This window comes from Siccibacter turicensis LMG 23730, from assembly GCF_000463155.2.
Classification (GTDB): domain Bacteria; phylum Pseudomonadota; class Gammaproteobacteria; order Enterobacterales; family Enterobacteriaceae; genus Siccibacter; species Siccibacter turicensis.
In genome coordinates this window covers 630,021-646,654 of record NZ_AWFZ01000028.1, presented here as the reverse complement: position 1 = coordinate 646,654, position 16,634 = coordinate 630,021, and the positions used below count along the sequence as shown (strand labels likewise).

The 16,634-nt window shown below is 51.5% G+C and carries 14 protein-coding genes and 4 pseudogenes; 12 read left to right on the top strand and 6 right to left on the bottom strand.

Annotated elements, in window-relative coordinates; all coding sequences use genetic code 11:
• Positions 1-222 precede the first annotated feature (222 nt).
• Complete coding sequence (locus DW58_RS07395) at positions 223-1,038, bottom strand: Cof-type HAD-IIB family hydrolase (RefSeq protein ID WP_024547740.1); 816 nt, start codon at positions 1,036-1,038, stop codon at positions 223-225.
• Positions 1,038-2,255, bottom strand: coding sequence for an MFS transporter (locus DW58_RS07390; protein ID WP_024547741.1), 1,218 nt, complete (start codon positions 2,253-2,255; stop codon positions 1,038-1,040). The genes DW58_RS07395 and DW58_RS07390 overlap by 1 nt, the downstream gene beginning before the upstream one ends.
• Before the next feature lie 89 nt (positions 2,256-2,344).
• Between DW58_RS07390 and DW58_RS07385 the strand changes: the two genes are divergently transcribed.
• Positions 2,345-2,905 carry a TetR/AcrR family transcriptional regulator gene (locus tag DW58_RS07385; protein ID WP_024547742.1) on the top strand — a complete coding sequence of 187 codons (561 nt, stop codon included), beginning with the start codon at positions 2,345-2,347 and terminating at the stop codon, positions 2,903-2,905.
• On the opposite strand, the gene DW58_RS07380 is transcribed toward DW58_RS07385, so the two are convergent.
• Complete coding sequence (locus DW58_RS07380) at positions 2,889-3,446, bottom strand: serine acetyltransferase (protein WP_235047723.1); 558 nt, start codon at positions 3,444-3,446, stop codon at positions 2,889-2,891. The two genes, DW58_RS07385 and DW58_RS07380, sit on opposite strands and share 17 nt — an antisense overlap.
• A gap of 390 nt (positions 3,447-3,836) precedes the next feature.
• Between DW58_RS07380 and DW58_RS07375 the strand changes: the two genes are divergently transcribed.
• The 5 genes and pseudogenes from DW58_RS07375 (at position 3,837) to DW58_RS20015 (ending at position 5,792) form a co-directional block, all read left to right on the top strand.
• Positions 3,837-4,292, top strand: a complete 456-nt coding sequence (locus DW58_RS07375) for an STM2901 family protein (RefSeq protein WP_024547744.1) — start codon at positions 3,837-3,839, stop codon at positions 4,290-4,292.
• Positions 4,286-4,606 (top strand): DUF1493 family protein, encoded by a 321-nt coding sequence (locus tag DW58_RS07370; protein WP_024547745.1) that lies wholly within the window; start codon positions 4,286-4,288, stop codon positions 4,604-4,606. Before DW58_RS07375 ends, DW58_RS07370 begins: the two co-directional genes overlap by 7 nt.
• Before the next feature lie 168 nt (positions 4,607-4,774).
• Positions 4,775-5,132: pseudogene (locus DW58_RS21575) on the top strand (replication endonuclease); the annotation flags it as partial.
• Positions 5,133-5,180: 48 nt separating this feature from the next.
• Positions 5,181-5,453, top strand: a pseudogene (locus tag DW58_RS21570) (replication endonuclease); the annotation flags it as partial.
• Between the two features lie 151 nt (positions 5,454-5,604).
• Positions 5,605-5,792 (top strand): annotated as a pseudogene (locus DW58_RS20015) (hypothetical protein).
• A gap of 470 nt (positions 5,793-6,262) precedes the next feature.
• On the opposite strand, the gene DW58_RS07355 reads toward DW58_RS20015, so the two are convergent.
• On the bottom strand, positions 6,263-7,552 hold the full coding sequence (locus tag DW58_RS07355) for a hypothetical protein (RefSeq protein ID WP_152525621.1): 1,290 nt from the start codon (positions 7,550-7,552) through the stop codon (positions 6,263-6,265).
• A gap of 527 nt (positions 7,553-8,079) precedes the next feature.
• Here DW58_RS07355 and DW58_RS20010 point away from each other — a divergent pair.
• Positions 8,080-9,516 (top strand): SEFIR domain-containing protein, encoded by a 1,437-nt coding sequence (locus DW58_RS20010; RefSeq protein ID WP_071789222.1) that lies wholly within the window; start codon positions 8,080-8,082, stop codon positions 9,514-9,516.
• Positions 9,517-9,608: 92 nt separating this feature from the next.
• Here DW58_RS20010 and DW58_RS07350 read toward each other — a convergent pair.
• Both DW58_RS07350 and DW58_RS07345 read right to left on the bottom strand, forming a co-directional pair.
• A pseudogene (locus DW58_RS07350) lies at positions 9,609-9,935 on the bottom strand (phage portal protein); the annotation flags it as partial.
• 306 nt (positions 9,936-10,241) lie between these two features.
• The gene (locus DW58_RS07345) at positions 10,242-11,930 is read right to left on the bottom strand and encodes an aspartate:alanine antiporter (protein WP_024547750.1); all 1,689 of its coding nucleotides are present in this window, start codon (positions 11,928-11,930) and stop codon (positions 10,242-10,244) included.
• A 293-nt stretch (positions 11,931-12,223) separates the two neighbouring features.
• Between DW58_RS07345 and DW58_RS07340 the strand changes: the two genes are divergently transcribed.
• The 5 genes from DW58_RS07340 (at position 12,224) to potF (ending at position 16,556) form a co-directional block, all read left to right on the top strand.
• Positions 12,224-12,610 (top strand): inner membrane protein YbjM, encoded by a 387-nt coding sequence (locus tag DW58_RS07340; protein ID WP_024547751.1) that lies wholly within the window; start codon positions 12,224-12,226, stop codon positions 12,608-12,610.
• 179 nt (positions 12,611-12,789) lie between these two features.
• Positions 12,790-13,512 carry an oxygen-insensitive NADPH nitroreductase gene (gene nfsA, locus DW58_RS07335; protein WP_024547752.1) on the top strand — a complete coding sequence of 241 codons (723 nt, stop codon included), beginning with the start codon at positions 12,790-12,792 and terminating at the stop codon, positions 13,510-13,512.
• A 103-nt stretch (positions 13,513-13,615) separates the two neighbouring features.
• A complete protein-coding gene (rimK, locus tag DW58_RS07330; protein WP_024547753.1) occupies positions 13,616-14,518 on the top strand; it encodes a 30S ribosomal protein S6--L-glutamate ligase in 903 nt (300 codons plus the stop codon).
• Between the two features lie 90 nt (positions 14,519-14,608).
• Positions 14,609-15,088, top strand: coding sequence for a type III secretion system chaperone family protein (locus DW58_RS07325; RefSeq protein ID WP_024547754.1), 480 nt, complete (start codon positions 14,609-14,611; stop codon positions 15,086-15,088).
• 355 nt (positions 15,089-15,443) lie between these two features.
• Positions 15,444-16,556 carry a spermidine/putrescine ABC transporter substrate-binding protein PotF gene (gene potF / locus DW58_RS07320; RefSeq protein WP_024547755.1) on the top strand — a complete coding sequence of 371 codons (1,113 nt, stop codon included), beginning with the start codon at positions 15,444-15,446 and terminating at the stop codon, positions 16,554-16,556.
• The last annotated feature ends 78 nt before the right edge of the window (positions 16,557-16,634 follow it).

The following is a 16,634-nucleotide window of genomic DNA, read 5'->3' as shown; positions in this document are numbered from 1 at the left end:
TGTTTCCCCTAAAGTGCAGCATCGGTATGGCTGGGGCAACGAACCGCATCGCTTACCGGTCGAACGGCGGCTTATAGCCTCAGTAAGGCGAAGGGGTCGTTGCAGCGGTCAGCCTGAGATACACGGGGCGACCACCGGGTTTGGCGCCCCTCCGGGGACCAAAATCCCGGCGTTTCCCCTAAAATGCAGCATCGGTGTGGCTGGGGCAACGAACCGCATCACTTACCGGTCGAACGGCGGCTTGCCGTCGAGGATCTGATCGATAATCTCCAGCACGCCCTCGTCGTTATTGGAGGGCGCCTGATACGGCGCTACCGCCTTGATGCGATCCGGGGCGTTGCGCATCGCAAACCCGTATCCCGCCTGGCGCAGCATCTCCACATCGTTCCCACCGTCGCCAAAGGTCACCACCTCTTCATCGCGAATACCCCACTGTTCCTGCAGCAGGCGCAGACCGTTAGCCTTGTGCACGCCGGGAATGATGAGGTCAATGGAGCCGTGACCGCTGGAGACCGGCACCACGATGCCCTCCAGAGCCGTTGTCAGGTCGTCCATGGTTTTCAGCAGCTCGTCGTCCGGCAGGTTAAGCGCGAACTTGAAGAAGATGTCGTTGATATTCTCGAAGCTCTCTACCATTTCCAGACGATGGTAGTAATGCGACGCCATGCGCTTAAACGCATCGTCATAGCTGGCGAGGGTGTACCCGCTGTGTTTACCGCAGGTGATCACCTGCACCCAGGGCAGCGTCTGGAGATGGTCGAGCACGGTCTGCACCTCTTCGGGGGTCAGCTCGCCGTTAAACACGTCCCGCCCCTCGCTGACCACCCAGCCGCCGTTTTCCGAGACAAACGAAATCTCGTGGGCGATCTCCGGGAAGAAAGAGATCAGCTGGTAATACTGGTTACCGCTGGCGACCACGAAGCGGATCTCCTGCTCCTTCATGCGTTCGTACTGCTTCAGAAAGCGCGCACGGTTATAGCTTTTTTGATCGTTAAGAAAGGTGCCATCCATGTCGACGGCGATCAGTTTCACAGCCATCAGCAGGCCTCCGTTGTGGTGTTGTGTTCAGAATTGGGTTTACGCGCCACGGCTTTCGCCACCAGCGCGGCGGTAATCATAAAGGCCAGCACCACCAGCATGGCGTTGCGCAGCCCGTAGTGTTCGCCGAGGAAACCCAGCAGCGGCGGTCCCACCAGGAAAGCCACGTAGCCAGTGGTGGCGACCACGCTGACGCGGGTCGGTGCGTCCGGGCCGGTATCGCTGGCCGCTGAAATGGTCAGCGGGAAGCCCAGCGAGGCGCCCAGACCCCAGAGGATCACTGATACCCCTGCCAGCCAGCTGCTGTCGACAAAGATGATAAGCCCAATGCCCAGCGCGCCCATCAGGGCGCTGGCGCGCACCACCGCCACGCGGCTGTAGCGATCGATAAACCAGCCGCCGCAGAAGCGTCCGAGCGTCATCCCCAGGGTAAACCCGGTATAGATCAGTGACCCGGAGGCGGGCGTGAAGCCATGACCGTCGACCATCAGTAGTGGCAGCCAGTCGTTAGCCGAGCCTTCGGCAAACGCCATCGCCAGCACGATAAGACCGATCAGCATCAGCTGGCCGTCGCGCCAGAAGGGGCGGGCAGGGTGGCCGTGGGAGGCGGGCTCTTCCTGCCCATCCTTGCCCACGCCCTGGGGAATGGCCGCGATAGCGATAAACACCGGCACGATCGCCAGCGCGGCGGCAAGTCCGACGTGCCAGGCCGCGCTAAACTGTAACGCGCTTAGCGTCATGCCGACGCCCGCGCCCGCCAGCGTCCCGAGGCTGAAAAAGCCATGCATCATCGGCAGCAGGGTTTTGCCCATCGCTTTCTCGACGATGGCGCCCTCTACGTTCATCGCCACTTCCGCCGAGCCAAGCCCCCCGCCGAAAAGCGCCAGACCGAGCGCAAACATCACCGGCGAGCCGGGTACCAGCGCAATGCTCATCACCAGCATCCCGATAATCGACATCAGCATCCCGGTGCGGATCACCTTCTTCGTGCCAAAGCGCTTCACCAGCTTGCCCGAACAGAGCACCCCGCTCATCGACCCGACCGACAGACCAAACAGCACGATCCCCATCCCGGCGGTGGAGACTTCCAGCAGGTCACGAATGGCTGGCGTGCGGCTGGCCCAGGAGGCAAGCAGCATCCCGGGCATAAAGAAGAAGGCAAACAGCGCCCAACAGCGGCGCCGCAACGCATGAGCGGACATATCCTGTGTCGACATAGTAAAACCCGTTTCTGAAAAGATGAGACAACACTAGCAACGATGTGTACATTTGTACACATTGCTGCTCAGGAGCGTAATCAATAATTATGGCGACAAAATTCGATAACACCCCGAACAGGCGAGAACTCATTCTGGAGAAAACGCTGGAAGCTGTGGCGGAACACGGCATCAGTAACATCACCTACCGTAAAATCGCCGCCTGCGCCGGTGTGCCGCTTGGCTCGCTGACCTACTACTTTTCGGGGCTGGAGGTGCTGCTTGAGGAGGCTTTTACCCGCTTTACGCTTGCGATGTCGGCTCAGTATCAGGCGGGCTTTGAGGGCGTCGACAGCGCGGAGCAGGCCTGCGATGCCATCACCGGATTAATCGCCGGCGGGCAGATAACCACCGCGCGCAATCAGGCGCTGATGTATCAGCTCTATGCGTTTGCCAGCTGCCGCCCGGCGCTGACCAGCATCATGCAGCGCTGGATGTGCCGCAGCCAGCAGACGCTGGAGCAGTGGTTTGACGCACCTACCGCGCGTGCGCTGGATGCATTTATTGAAGGGATGACGCTGCACTATGTGGTGGACCCGACGCCGCTCAGCCGGGAGGCGATACGCGAGATGGTCGCGCGCATCGCTGCCCCGACTACTCAGCGGGTTTAAGCAGGATCTGCGAGGTTTTGCGGGTAATAAACACGCTGTTAGCGGGAATATCCTGATTCACAAAGGACATCGCGCCGAGAGTGACGTTATCGCCGATGTTTACCGCGCCGATGATGCAGCTGTTGGCGCCGATATCCACGTTGTCGCCAAGCGTGATGAGCTGCTCCGGCGTCATGCTTTTCACCACCCCGATGGTGGTGTTCTGCCGGATAACCAGATTTTTGCCGATGCGCGCCTTGTCAGAGATAACCACACCCGTGTGGTGGGGAATGTGCAACCCGGCGCCAATCCGCGCATCCAGCCCGATGTCGGTGGTGAAACGCGCTTTAATACGATCGTTGATCTGCTTTGCCGCTTTACGCTGCGCTTTGTTGCCCCGGGTATACATCTCGCTCGCCAGACGCCACCACAATAAGAAGTTGCGGCGGCGGTTACGACTGTGTGTGTACAGGCGACGCCAGCTGAACGCCGGCTGACGAATAATTTCAATGCGCCAGAACTCTCGCAGCGCGGCACTTTTGCTGGATAATGCAAACAGCAATCCAAATAAGTAACTGATTTTTATATCCTCTTTCTCGTTCTGTTTGAGCCTGCGCGTGCGTCGCGGATTATTCCTGAAAACCACCCAATTTTCATCTGTCTAAATCTGAAAATACGTTTTGCGGGAATGAAATGCGACTCTGCTCATAGAAGCCCGGCGGCTATTGTGCACGTGAAATGCGAAGGATGTTGGGCAGAAAAGGGGATTTAACGTGAAAGGCAGGCGCATGCAAGCAGATCGGGTAAAAATCGTCCGCTGGCGGTACACGTCATGAGTGAGGGCGGGTGGCTTTTTATACGATGCGGTTGAAAATGCAGAAATGGGCTAGTGGACTGGGGGATTATCAGGAGCCAGGATGGTAGCCTTATAATTAGTATGGGATCTAATCTGATGGATACAGTAGAAGAGTTAAACGACACCTATTATTTCAATGGCCTTTCAAATCTTACTGCTTATGAATTGCTTTTCTGGATCTTAATCGATGAGACTGAAAAACAACTCGGTGTTGAGGACATCATGGCTGTAATGGCACTGATATTAGGGGATAACGCTATAGATGTTCCGGGAAAACCCGCAAACGCTACTCCGGGCACCTCTCATGCTTCACTATTTTTTCGGAAGCACATATCTTATAAATTCAAAAGCCGCGTATTGCCAACGTTAACTCGCCGCTCATTTTCTATGCGAGGTCTACAAATATTCTGGGTTAATCATTTGGGCGCATTTATTGGACGTACGATTCCAGTAGTCGGATGGGTAATCCTTGCCAGCGATGTAGTGGCCATAAGCTACAGAACAGTCCAGAAGTATAATGTCATTGCTCGATACGAGGATAAAATATGGTAAGCACAGCAGATGTTGACGTGATAGTGAATTTTATCAAAAGCGAATTGCCGCTGGTAACAAGCCTGTTAAGAAAAATAGACATTGAGCAAGATGCGACTTTGCAGGATTACTTTGAGGCGGATGATATCGCGTCCATGTCTGAAAAATTCTTCGCTGCGTTTTCGGTTAACTCTGCCCGTTTCGCGCTTGATAATTACTACCCCTGGAAATCGCCCTCGCTTTTCTCCCCAAGCCCACGTAACCCAGATAAAAAACCGCTCACTCTGGCCATGTATCTTGAATCTGCACGTGCAGGGGAGTGGCTGTTTGATTAGCTGAGCGTGCAGGCAGGCCAATTTTGCCTGTCATGCTTCCAGCGAGAGATTACTGTGTATGCAATCAGGTGCTGCTGGCAGTTGTAAAGGGTTTGGCATAACAGGGCTGAATGCCAGAAACTACAGCAGCATGTGAAGGAGTACAGGCAAATGCCGCACTTGTTGGCCGGCAAGAAGGCAGGCGCTCCGGTACTGGAAAACCCGCGTCTGGATGCTGTGCTAGTCGTATCTGATGCTGACTGTTTTGCCACCTACATCATGAAGCAATGCATCGTCCTGCTTCTCCGTAAACATCACCTTGGCAGAACTGCGAATGAGTTTAACGACGGGTCGAGCGCGCAAGCGAACACGGTATTCGTGTTTATGGCATCTGGTCCTCGATCTTTAAGGGCCGGATCTGCACCCATGCAGTGAAGTGGAAAATGGTTCGTAAAGCCGTTGCCTTCAGGAGGCGACAGCCGACCAGGGCGCTTGCGCCCCTTGGGCTCGTGGCAATAACTGTCCCCCCGTTGAAAATTTGAACCAGGCAGGGGGCGAATTACCTGAAACCAGAGAGCCGGAGGCGTTGCCGGATCTCCATAATCTGAGCGTGAAAGAACGCTGGGAGCTGACAGCCCGGCTGAGGCTAGTAAAACCGAAGCGGCGGAAAGGTTTTTAACAGAAAATTACTGATCAGCAGCGCCAGCAGCTCGATGCTGAATTGAGGTCCAAAGGGTTTGAAGCGAGTGATGCAGAAGTGGATCTGCTTATGCGTGGAGGCAGTATCCCATCCGGGGTCGGACTGCGCTTGTTCTACCGAAACCAGCGATTGCAGGAAGATGACAAATGGTGGCATTGGTATTACTGAATAGCCGCCAGGCTGGTGATTATTGCATTATCTCAGAAGTATCTCATTGAAAGCGAAAAAGGATTTTACATCCGGAAATTTTTTCGATGCTGTGTATATAAGTATTTGATATATAATATTTATTTATCAGGCAGTATCGTTAGGAGAGAAGATGCAGGACTATTTTCTGGAGTCGTTGAAGCTCCAGCGCATTGATTTTTTATCAAGCTTGTAGCGGCAAGTGAGTGTGATGACGTAGAAAAGCGGCTGGATATTCAGTGGGTTTCTGAGTTATCGGATGAACTGATGGCCAAGATACGTGCTTATGAATACAATCGTTCAACGGATATTTCCTGTTAGCAGCAGGAACGCTACTGGCGCGAGAACTTGATTCTTGCGTCAGGAATGTTGAACTAAGAGTCGGGTGAGGTGTTAATTATTAAATCGTTTACTTAGGTGAAGGGCTAAAAAAATTTTATTCCTGAAGCTGGGTGTTATTTTAGTGTCACGAAAAAATGAGGGGAACTACTGGTTGAGCTACATGTACGATGAGTTTTTCTTGACTTGAACTAGAGAATATATTTTGCTTCTAGGCAATATGCATTATTTATTGCTATTCACCTGAGTAGAGCAATGGAATGATGATTTTAATCTTTGATCTAATATCATAGTTAAAAAATAGTTTGCCCATTTTTAACAAGTTCCGATATCTTCATCAAAAAAATATCCGCTTCTAACAAGAAGCGGAATGATGAATTCGCTATAAAGACTATTGTTTAGTAATGAACCAGCTTGACGTTATTATATATCAAATAGATAATAATATTTTATTATGCTTGCAAGTTTTGTGTTGTGTTTTGCTTAATTGCATATTTTTGTGGTATGTATTTATCAAGGCTGGACTGATAGCCATTTATCAATTCTTCTACAATTATAATAATATTATCAATAACTTTACTTTTTTCTGATTCATCTTTTAGCTTTAAAAAAGAAATGTTTAGTTTATAATCCTCCATTTTCGTAACAAGTTGATCCAAGTAAATACTAGACGATGAGCAAGAAATTAATGTGGTACGTGCAGAAATTTTATCTCTTTTTTTAAAGTAAAAATGAACCAAATGAACTAAATGCCTTTCGTTTCGTAATGTTATTGTTTTCGATGGAGAGACATCTATGGTGCAGCCGATCAGATTAGAGGCACCACTAATTATTTTTTTGATTTCTTCTGGTGCATTCTCAGTTCTGTATTCAATATAATTTCTCATAAACACGGGAAGCTCATTAAAGGCCTTTCTAATAATGTCTCCGCAAATGTTTTTATATGCCCAGTATATAACAAAATTTAATCTTTGATACCGATTTGAATCATTGTTTTTAATTGGGATTGATATGCCGCTTTCTCTTTCTTGAATCATCAGGTTTACATAGTTTTCAATAGTGGATCTATATTCGTTGTTGAATGTGACTGTAATATAGTGCTCAAGACTATTTATTTGTTCAAATGTTTTATCGAAGAATGGTTCGTTTTCGAAAAAGTCATATTTTGTCAACAGTAAGTAGAGCTTATCTTGATTGAATGTTCTATTGTTATCGATCCGTAAGCCAAGAATTGCAATTGCCAGTTTAACATTCGAGTCAATTCTGTGACTTAATTGCTCTACGTACTTTTTTCTTTCATCGATATTAATGGTATTTTTATAGAACTCTTGATCTATATAATTGAGTATGGAGATTATAAGGTTTACATATTTAATTAGGGTCGGTTTTTTTGTTAGTGCGTAATAAAAGGCGTTTGCAAGATTCATGTCTATTTTTGCCTTTAAAACGCTATCGGAACCTAATTCCTTTTTTACCTCGTCATAAAGTGAGTCATGTTGCTCAAATAAAAGTTCAAGCCATTGTTTAAAAGAGCTTTTTTTCGTTTCGAGTAATGAGTTGGCTGTGATTTCGACTGCTTTCAATGCAGCTTTAGCACTCGCTCTTGCTTCTAACGCAGCCCATGCTGTTGCCATAAAGGCTAAAGCTGTAGATAGGCTGCCTATAATAGCTATATTCTTGCTGACATCCTCCCAAAAAATTGCCGTCAGTATTCCGATGAATATAAAAAATAATATAGGCATGTTCATTTTCGCTTGTCATCTTAAGTAAGTCAGAATCATACCTAACCGAATATAAATTTTCAGCAATTTTCATGTTGGATTTTTTCAAGAGCTAAGAGATGCATTGATGACGAAAGCTAGTTTCCCTTCAGACGCTTGCTTGTTGCGGTAGGCCGCCCGTTGCTATTGTAAGGCTGAAGTCCAAGCGAATTTTAAACTGATGCTGTTCAGCCTATCAGCAGTGCTCGTCTATGCTGCATGAAATCTCATGAGCGTCTGAGGCTCATTTTTGCTGGGAGGACTAGCATGTTAATGCTCATGTATTGCTGGTGAATGAACATCACAACATAAAGCGGGCAGGCATAGTGGGGATACGAGCGCGCTAGCATGTTAATTTGAAGTATGAAAAGGTTTCTCATTCATAGACGTGACACTTGTGTTGGCGTATAACATATGTGCCGATCTTAGGTTGGAGCATCAGTCGAAGATGATGCTGCTATTCTTATTTTTTCTTCGTGATATATATAAAAATATTAATTGGAGTGAATATGGAAACTCAACCACCGAAACTTTTTATATCTTATAGTTGGACTACACCTGAGCATGAAGATTTTGTAATACAATTAGCCGAGGACTTAGTCAGCTCTGGCGTGGATGTTATAATCGATAAATGGTGTCTTCGGAATGGTCAGGACTCTTTTTCATTCATGGAAAGCATGGTGAATGATAAAAGTATCAATAAAGTCCTAATTATTAGCGATAAAGGATACTCTCAGAAAGCAAATGACCGAAAGGGTGGCGTTGGAACTGAAACACAAATAATATCTCCTGAAGTTTACTCTTCAGCTGATCAAACGAAATTTGTAGTAGTGGTTACTGAAAAAGATGAGCAAGGTCAATATTACGTTCCAACCTTTTATAGAGGAAGGCTTTTTATTGATATGACCGATCAAAATTCAAAATCTGATGGTTTAGAAAAGATACTCAGATGGATTTTCGATAAACCTATATTTATTAAACCAGAAATTGGGAAAAAACCTTCATTCCTTGATGAGTCTCCCGATGTATCCTTAGGGACCTCTGCATACTACTCACGTGCCATGGATGCCATTCGTAATGGAAAGCCAACAGCTGTAGGATGTTTTGATGAGTATTTATCGGTGTTGGCAGATAATTTAGAAAGAATCCGCTTTCATATCTCTGACCAAGATGAGCCCGATGAAGCTTTTCTTAAAAATATTGAATCGTTTATTCCGGCAAGAAATGAATTTGTTAATTTGATATTTTTAGCAGCAAGATATAATATGAGTGGTGGCTATATTAAAAGGCTGCACTCCTTTTTCGAACATGTTTTGAATTATTATTGCCCACTGCAAAAAGCCAATGCATACAATAGTGATGATTTCGACAATTATAAGTTTATTGTTCATGAGTTGTACTTATATTCTATAGCTGCATTACTTAAAAATGAACTTTTTGAAGACTGTCTTGGTTTATTTGAAGGGTATTATGTCTCTGGCAGGTTGGCTCGTCATGACGAACCTTTAACTGCTTATACCGCAATACGGGAGCATGTCACAATTCTTCAGTGGCGGAATGATTCAAAAAAACTTGGCCGACTCTCATTACATTCAGATCTTTTAAACGAGAGATGTCACTCATTGCCGATAAATTGTGTTGATTTACATCAAGCTGACTTTTTATGCTACCTCCGATCTACCATTATTTATCAAGATTCGTATTCATTCTGGTGGCCAGTAACGTTACTTTATGCAAAAGGTTATTTCCCATTTGAAATTTTTGCAAAAGCAGTGTCGAAGAATTATTTCTCTAGGATAAAATCATTGCTTGGAGTTCAAACCCCAGAAGAACTGAAAGTTCATGTCAAAAAACTGGAAGAGAGTGATAGGATACCAAGATGGCAGTTTGAGCGTATATCACCATTACGAATGAGTAATGGTGATACTATCGCGACAATTCCTTAATGGAAATAAAAAAATATTTATCTTTTGAGATGTATTTACTCACTATAAGCATATGGCTGGAAAGTTATTATTTCATCATCTAACCAGCCATTTCATTCCTCAAACCTGCTTTGAAGTGGTCGCAATTCATTTCTAATAAAAAACTTTACTGGCCTTCTCTACATCCCCAACTCCATCCCCTCAACATTACTCGTCATAATCCCCCTCATTTGCGCCGGAACGCGATGCGCTGCCATCACATCACCCCGGCTGACGTTCTTGATGTTCAGAAATTTATCCTTCGCCGTCACCTCTGACTGTGGAATGATCTGAAACCCATCTTTCTTGCCGTTGGGCGAGTACATGAACAGGTTACGGAAGCAGCCCGGTCCTGTGGCACTTTTCATGGACTGACGGATGTTGTTCACGTCCTCCTGGTTCTACGTGCGGTCGTTTGTCGACTGGAGGGGATAACTTTAAGGAGAGGGAAAGTGAAACAATCAGTCACAAGGAAGCTGCGAAGGCTTCGCGATAGGTTTTAGCTGGTAAGTAAGCGGCTGATTCGAAAGGACCCTCAAATCGCACCCAATAAAAAACCCATCAACCTTGAACCAAAACGGCGGGGTTGATGGGCTCCACAAATTGGGGACATCAAAGAAAAGCAGTGGCACTAATTCAGACTGGCGCCCGGGAAAAAAGTTCGCGGGTTGCGAAAAATAATTTTTCCTGCTTTTCAATGACCCCTGTCACAACCCCAGCCCCGGCCAGAAAATGATGATCATACTCCCCGCCAGGGTCAGCAGTACGTTGGCGATGGCGTAGGTACCGGCATAGCCCAGCGCCGGGATGTTGCTGCGCGCCGTATCGCTGATGATCTCCATCGCCGGGGCGCAGGTGCGTGCTCCCATCAGTGCACCAAACAGCAGGGCGCGGTTCATGCGCAGCACCCAGGCGCCGAACAGGAAGCTGATGACCACCGGCAGCAGGCTGACGATAAGCCCGGCAATCAGCATCTGGCCGCCGACCGCGCCGAGGCTGTGGGTGATGCCCGCCCCGGCGCTGAGGCCGACGCCCGCCATAAAGACCATCAGGCCAAACTCTTTCACCATATTCAGCGCGCCCTGCGGGATGTAGCCGAAGGTCGGGTGGTTGGCGCGCAGGAAGCCGAGCATGATCCCGGCGAACAGCAGGCCGGCGGCGTTCCCGATGCCGAAGCTGAACGAGCTGAACTCGAAGGTGATCATGCCGATCATCAGCCCGACGATAAAGAACGCGCAGAACGCCAGCAGGTCGGTGACCTGGCTGTGAATCGAGATAAAGCCGATGCGGTCGGCAACGGTTTTTACGCGGCGCGCTTCGCCGCTCACCTGCAGCACGTCACCCTTGTTGAGCACGATGTTGTCGTCAATCGGCATCTCAATCTGGCTGCGGATCACGCGGTTCAGGAAGCAGCCGTGGTCGGTGAGCTTGAGCTGGCCGAGGCGGCGGCCTACCGCGTTATGGTTTTTCACCACAATCTCTTCGGTGACGATGCGCATGTCGAGCAGGTCGCGGTCGAACACCTCTTTACCGTTGCGGAAGCTGGGGTCGAGGCGGGCGTGGGCGTCCGGGTAGCCGACCAGCGAAATGTCGTCCCCGCGCTGCAGTACCGCGTCCCCGTCCGGGTTGGCGAGAATGCCGTTGCGGCGAATACGTTCGATGTAGCAGCCGGTCTGACGGTAGATGCCCAGCTCGCGCAGGTTTTTCCCGTCTGCCCAGGCCACCAGCTCCGGCCCGACGCGGTAGGCGCGGATCACCGGGAGAAACACTTTGCGGCTGGCGTCGGTGTCGAGGCCGCGCTCGCGGGCGATCTGCTGGGCGCTGGTTTGAAGATCCTGATGCTGTAATTTTGGCAGGTAGCGCGCGCCGAAAATCAGGCTGACCAGGCCAATAAGATAGGTGAGGGCGTAGCCGAGGCTCAGGTGGTCGAGCGCCAGCGCCAGCTGGCTCTCATTCATGCCCGAATGGCGCAGCGTGTCACCCGCCCCTACCAGCACCGGCGTGGAGGTCATTGAGCCGGCCAGCATCCCGGCGGTGAGGCCGATATCCCAGCCAAACAGCTTCCCGAGACCCAGGGCAATCAGCAACGCGCTGCCGACCATCACCAGCGCCAGCATTAAATAATTTTTGCCGTCGCGGAAAAAAATAGAAAAAAAGTTCGGCCCGGCTTCCACGCCGACACAAAAAATAAACAGCATAAAGCCCAGATTTAGCGCATCGGTGTTAATCGAAAAGTGCTGCTGACCGAGCAATAAAGAGACGACTAAAACACCAATGGAATTACCCAGTTGCACCGAGCCCAGGCGTAATTTACCCAGGCACAGACCGAGGGTCAGTACCACAAACAATAACAGTATGTAATTCCCGTTTAACAATTCTGCGACGTTTATATTCACGGAGGCTAACTTCTTGTTTACCAGTAAGCTGTTGAAAGGTGTGGTTTTTTACGCTAATGTTTTGCCGGTCAATAGATCCAAATAAGAAAATCCTGTATTCGAAAATATATCGTCAGACAACATCGACGAGCGCCGCTAGTTTAATCGCAACGACGGTTAACAGCCAGCGAGAATAGAGTAACAAATTGAATCCTTTTTCAGGCATGGAGTGCCGCCACGCTTTATCTCTCCAGGTGCCAGCCGCCTGGGTTGTGCGTTGTACGAAACCGTGAATATTCGAGGGGATGACAGTGATGCGAATTAAAGGGTGGGGAGGTATGGTTTGCTGTTTCGTACTCTTTATTGTGGTCTGCGTTTCACTCCATCTTAAAGGCCAGGCGGTTTTCAATACCCCTGATGTACCTGAACTGGGTCTGCTGCTGTTCGTGGTGCCAGGCGCCGTGGCGAGCTACTTCTCGCGGCACCGTCGCCTGAGCGCGCCGCTGCTGGGCGCGATACTGGCGTTGCCGGTTTGCCTGGTGATGATGCACCTGTGGCAAATGCCGCTGCGGTCGGTGTGGCAGCAGCTGGCGTGGCTGTTCAGCGGTGTCTTCTGGTGCGCGCTCGGCGCGCTGTGTTTCTTGTTCTTTCGCTCGCTGTTGCGTTTTCACCGCAGCGCGAAGCGCCGTCAACATCTCTGACCGTACCCTGGATTACGGGCCGCCGCGCCTGTGATTCGGGTCTCAGGCTTCGTTTCGCCACTCCCGCACCTTCTGAAGCACGCTATACTCCCTGCTGCATTGTCTGTGACAGCGGTCGCATTTTGCCGCATCACGAACGGTGACACCCCCGTACTGAGAGAAATTAAAGGAAAGACGAGATGACGCCGACTATCGATCTGCTTTGCGCCCACCGCTCCATTCGCCACTACACTGACGAGCCTGTCACCCAGGCGCAGCGGGAGGCGATTATCGCCGCAGCGCAATCGGCCTCCAGCTCAAGCTTTCTGCAGGCCAGTTCTATTATCCGCATTACCGATCCGGCGATGCGCCAGCAGCTGGTCACGCTGACCGGCGGTCAGGAGCATGTTGCGAAGGCCGCCGAGTTCTGGGTGTTCTGCGCCGATTTTAACCGCAACCAGCAAATCTGCCCCGATGCCCAGCTCGGCCTTGCCGAACAGCTGCTGCTCGGGGTGGTGGATACCGCCATGATGGGGCAAAACGCCATGATCGCCGCAGAGTCCCTGGGCCTTGGCGCGGTATACATCGGCGGGATCCGTAACAGCATTAACGAGGTGACCGAGCTGCTGAAGCTGCCGAAACACGTGCTGCCGCTGTTCGGGATGTGCATGGGCTGGCCGGCGGATAACCCGCAAGTGAAACCGCGCATGCCGGCGGGGATGCTGGTGCATGAGAACCACTATCAGCCGATGGATGAAGCCCTGCTGGCGCAGTACGACGACCAGCTGGCGGAGTACTATCTCACCCGTGGCAGCAACACCCGCCGCGATACCTGGAGCGACCATATCCGTCGCACTATCATTAAAGAGAGCCGTCCCTTCATACTGGAGTATCTCCACAAGCAGGGATGGGCCACCCGCTAACCCTGACGTAACAGGGCTATCTTGTGCAAACGCCCCTTCGCGGCCTGCGAGGGGGCGTGTATGATACGCAGGTTTTTTTCGGTCTTTTACAGTGAGGTAAAGGGTGAAAATCGCTATTCTGTCCAGGGACGGCACGCTCTGGTCCTGCAAGCATCTGCGTGAAGCGGCCACCCGCCGGGGTCATCTGGTGGATATTCTCGACCCGCTCTCCTGCTATATGAACATCAATCCGCTCTCCTCCTCGATGCACTACAAAGGACGGCAGCTCCCGCACTACGACATCGTCATTCCGCGCATCGGCTCGGCCATTACCTTTTATGGCACCGCGGTGCTGCGCCAGTTTGAAGTGCTGGGCAGCTACCCGCTGAACGAATCGGTGGCCATTACCCGGGCGCGGGACAAGCTGCGCTCGCTGCAGCTGCTGGCGCGCGAGGGTATCGATCTGCCGGTGACCGGCATTGCGCACTCGCCGGACGACACCAGCGATCTGATCGAGATGGTCGGCGGCGCGCCGCTGGTGGTGAAGCTGGTGGAGGGCACCCAGGGGATCGGTGTGGTGCTGGCGGAGACTCGTCAGGCGGCGGAGAGCGTGATCGACGCGTTCCGCGGGCTCAACGCCCACATCCTGGTGCAGGAGTATATAAAAGAGGCGAAAGGCTGCGACATTCGCTGTCTGGTGGTGGGCGACGAGGTGGTGGCGGCCATTGAGCGCCAGGCAAAAGAGGGCGATTTTCGCTCCAACCTGCATCGCGGTGGGGTGGCGCGCATTGCCAACATCACGCCGCAGGAGCGGGCGATCGCCATCAAAGCGGCGCAGACCCTCGGGCTTGACGTCGCCGGGGTCGATATTCTGCGCGCCAGCCGGGGGCCGCTGGTGATGGAGGTCAACGCGTCGCCGGGGCTGGAAGGCATTGAGAAGACCACCGGCATTGATATCGCCACGCTGATGATCAAGTGGGCAGAGCGCCAGGCGCAACCGGGTTTTTGCCTGAAAACCGGCGGTTAACGGGCTATTCGCTGCGCGAGCGTGGTATGTGACCCGCTTTTTGCGTAAGCTATGCCGATTATTGACATCGTTGTAGAGGTATCACGCGTTATGGACTCACTTGTCGTCCCTTCTCTGGACACCCTGCGTAGCTGGCTTGACTCGCTTGGCGTGAGTTTTTTTGAGTGCGATACCTGTCAGGCGCTGCACCTGCCGCACATGCAGAACTTCGACGGCGTGTTTGACGCCAAAATCGATCTGGTTGATGACGTGATCCTGTTTTCGGCGCTGGCGGAGGTCAAACCCTCGGCGCTGCTGCCGCTGGCCTGCGATCTCTCGGCCATCAACGCCGGGTCGCTGACGGTTAAAGCTTTCCTGGATATCCAGGATGACAACCTGCCAAAGCTGGTGGTGTGCCAGTCGTTATCCGCCTCGGTCGGGGTGACCCCCGAGCAGTTCGCCGCCTTTATGCGCCAGAGCGAAGAGCAGATCTCCATGGTGATCCTCGAAGCCAGCGCCCATCATCTGCTGTATACCGCCGAAGAAGACGAGGCGGGCCAGCGCGAAGTGCATAACCATTTTCTTCACTGATCCTGCCTGAATTACACGCAGTCGCTGCCATCGCGGCTGCGTAACACACGCTTTAATGCTGCCTTACTCCGCTATTCACAGTGTAAATCACTGGCTATCGCGCCATTTCAGCCGGGCGCATAGACAAAATCTGCATAAAAAATTGATAAAAGGCGTTTTTTAATCCGGGCTATAGCCTCGAACTCTGGCTACAGTTATTCTTGCGCTCGCTGTGAAAACGGTGCGGCGTCCCCGCAGAGCAGCGGTTATCTTTTTTTTAGCGCAGTGAGCAGATATGCACGAAAATTGCATATCCCTGAAGGCGATGTGTTAGCCCGGCGAGCGGGCTTTTACCCTTTATGAGAAGGAAAGAGATATGTCCACCCAAGGTAAAAAATGGTTGTCGGGTGTGGTTGCCGGTGCACTGATGGCCCTCTCTGCCAGCACGCTTGCGGCTGAACAAAAGACGCTGCACGTCTATAACTGGTCTGACTATATCGCGCCGGACACGGTGGCTAACTTCACCAAGGAAACCGGCATCAAGGTGGTCTACGACGTTTTCGACTCCAACGAAGTGCTGGAAGGCAAACTGATGGCCGGCAGCACCGGGTTTGACCTTGTGGTGCCCTCGGCAAGCTTCCTTGAGCGCCAGCTCACCGCCGGCGTATTCCAGCCGCTCGATAAAAGCAAACTGCCGAACTGGAAAGACCTCGATCCGGAGCTGCTCAAGCTGATTGCCCGCCACGACCCGGATAACAAATACGCCATGCCGTACCTGTGGGCGACCACCGGCATTGGGTACAACGTCGATAAGGTTAAAGCCGCGCTGGGCGCCGACGCGCCGGTGAACAGCTGGGATCTGGTGCTTAAGCCGGAAAACCTTGAAAAGCTGAAGAGCTGCGGCGTCTCCTTCCTGGACGCCCCGGAAGAGATTTTTGCCACCGTGCTGAACTATCTGGGCAAAGATCCCAACAGCATGAAGGCGGATGACTACACCGGCCCGGCGACCGACCTGCTGCTCAAGCTGCGTCCGAACATTCGCTACTTCCACTCCTCCCAGTACATCAACGATCTGGCCAACGGCGACATCTGCGTGGCGGTAGGCTGGGCGGGTGACGTGCTGCAGGCGGCGAACCGCGCGAAAGAAGCGAAGAACGGTGTCAACGTGGCCTACAGCATTCCGAAAGAGGGCGCGCTGGCGTTCTTCGACGTCTTCGCCATGCCGGCTGACGCCAAAAACAAAGAAGAGGCGTACCAGTTCCTCAACTACCTGCTGCGTCCGGACGTGATCGCCCACATCAGCGACCACGTGTTCTACGCCAACGGCAATAAAGCGGCAACCGAGCTGGTGAGCGCGGAAGTGCGCAACAATCCGGGCATCTACCCGCCGGATGACGTGCGCGCCAAAATGTTCACGCTCAAGGTGCAGGAGCCGAAAATAGACCGCGTGAGAACCCGCGCGTGGACTAAAGTTAAAAGTGGCAAATAACTAAGCGTTTACAGTACGTCACGTGCACCGGGGCAGGGCAGACTGCCCCAGAATGGACAGAGGCCAGTGGTCTCTGTC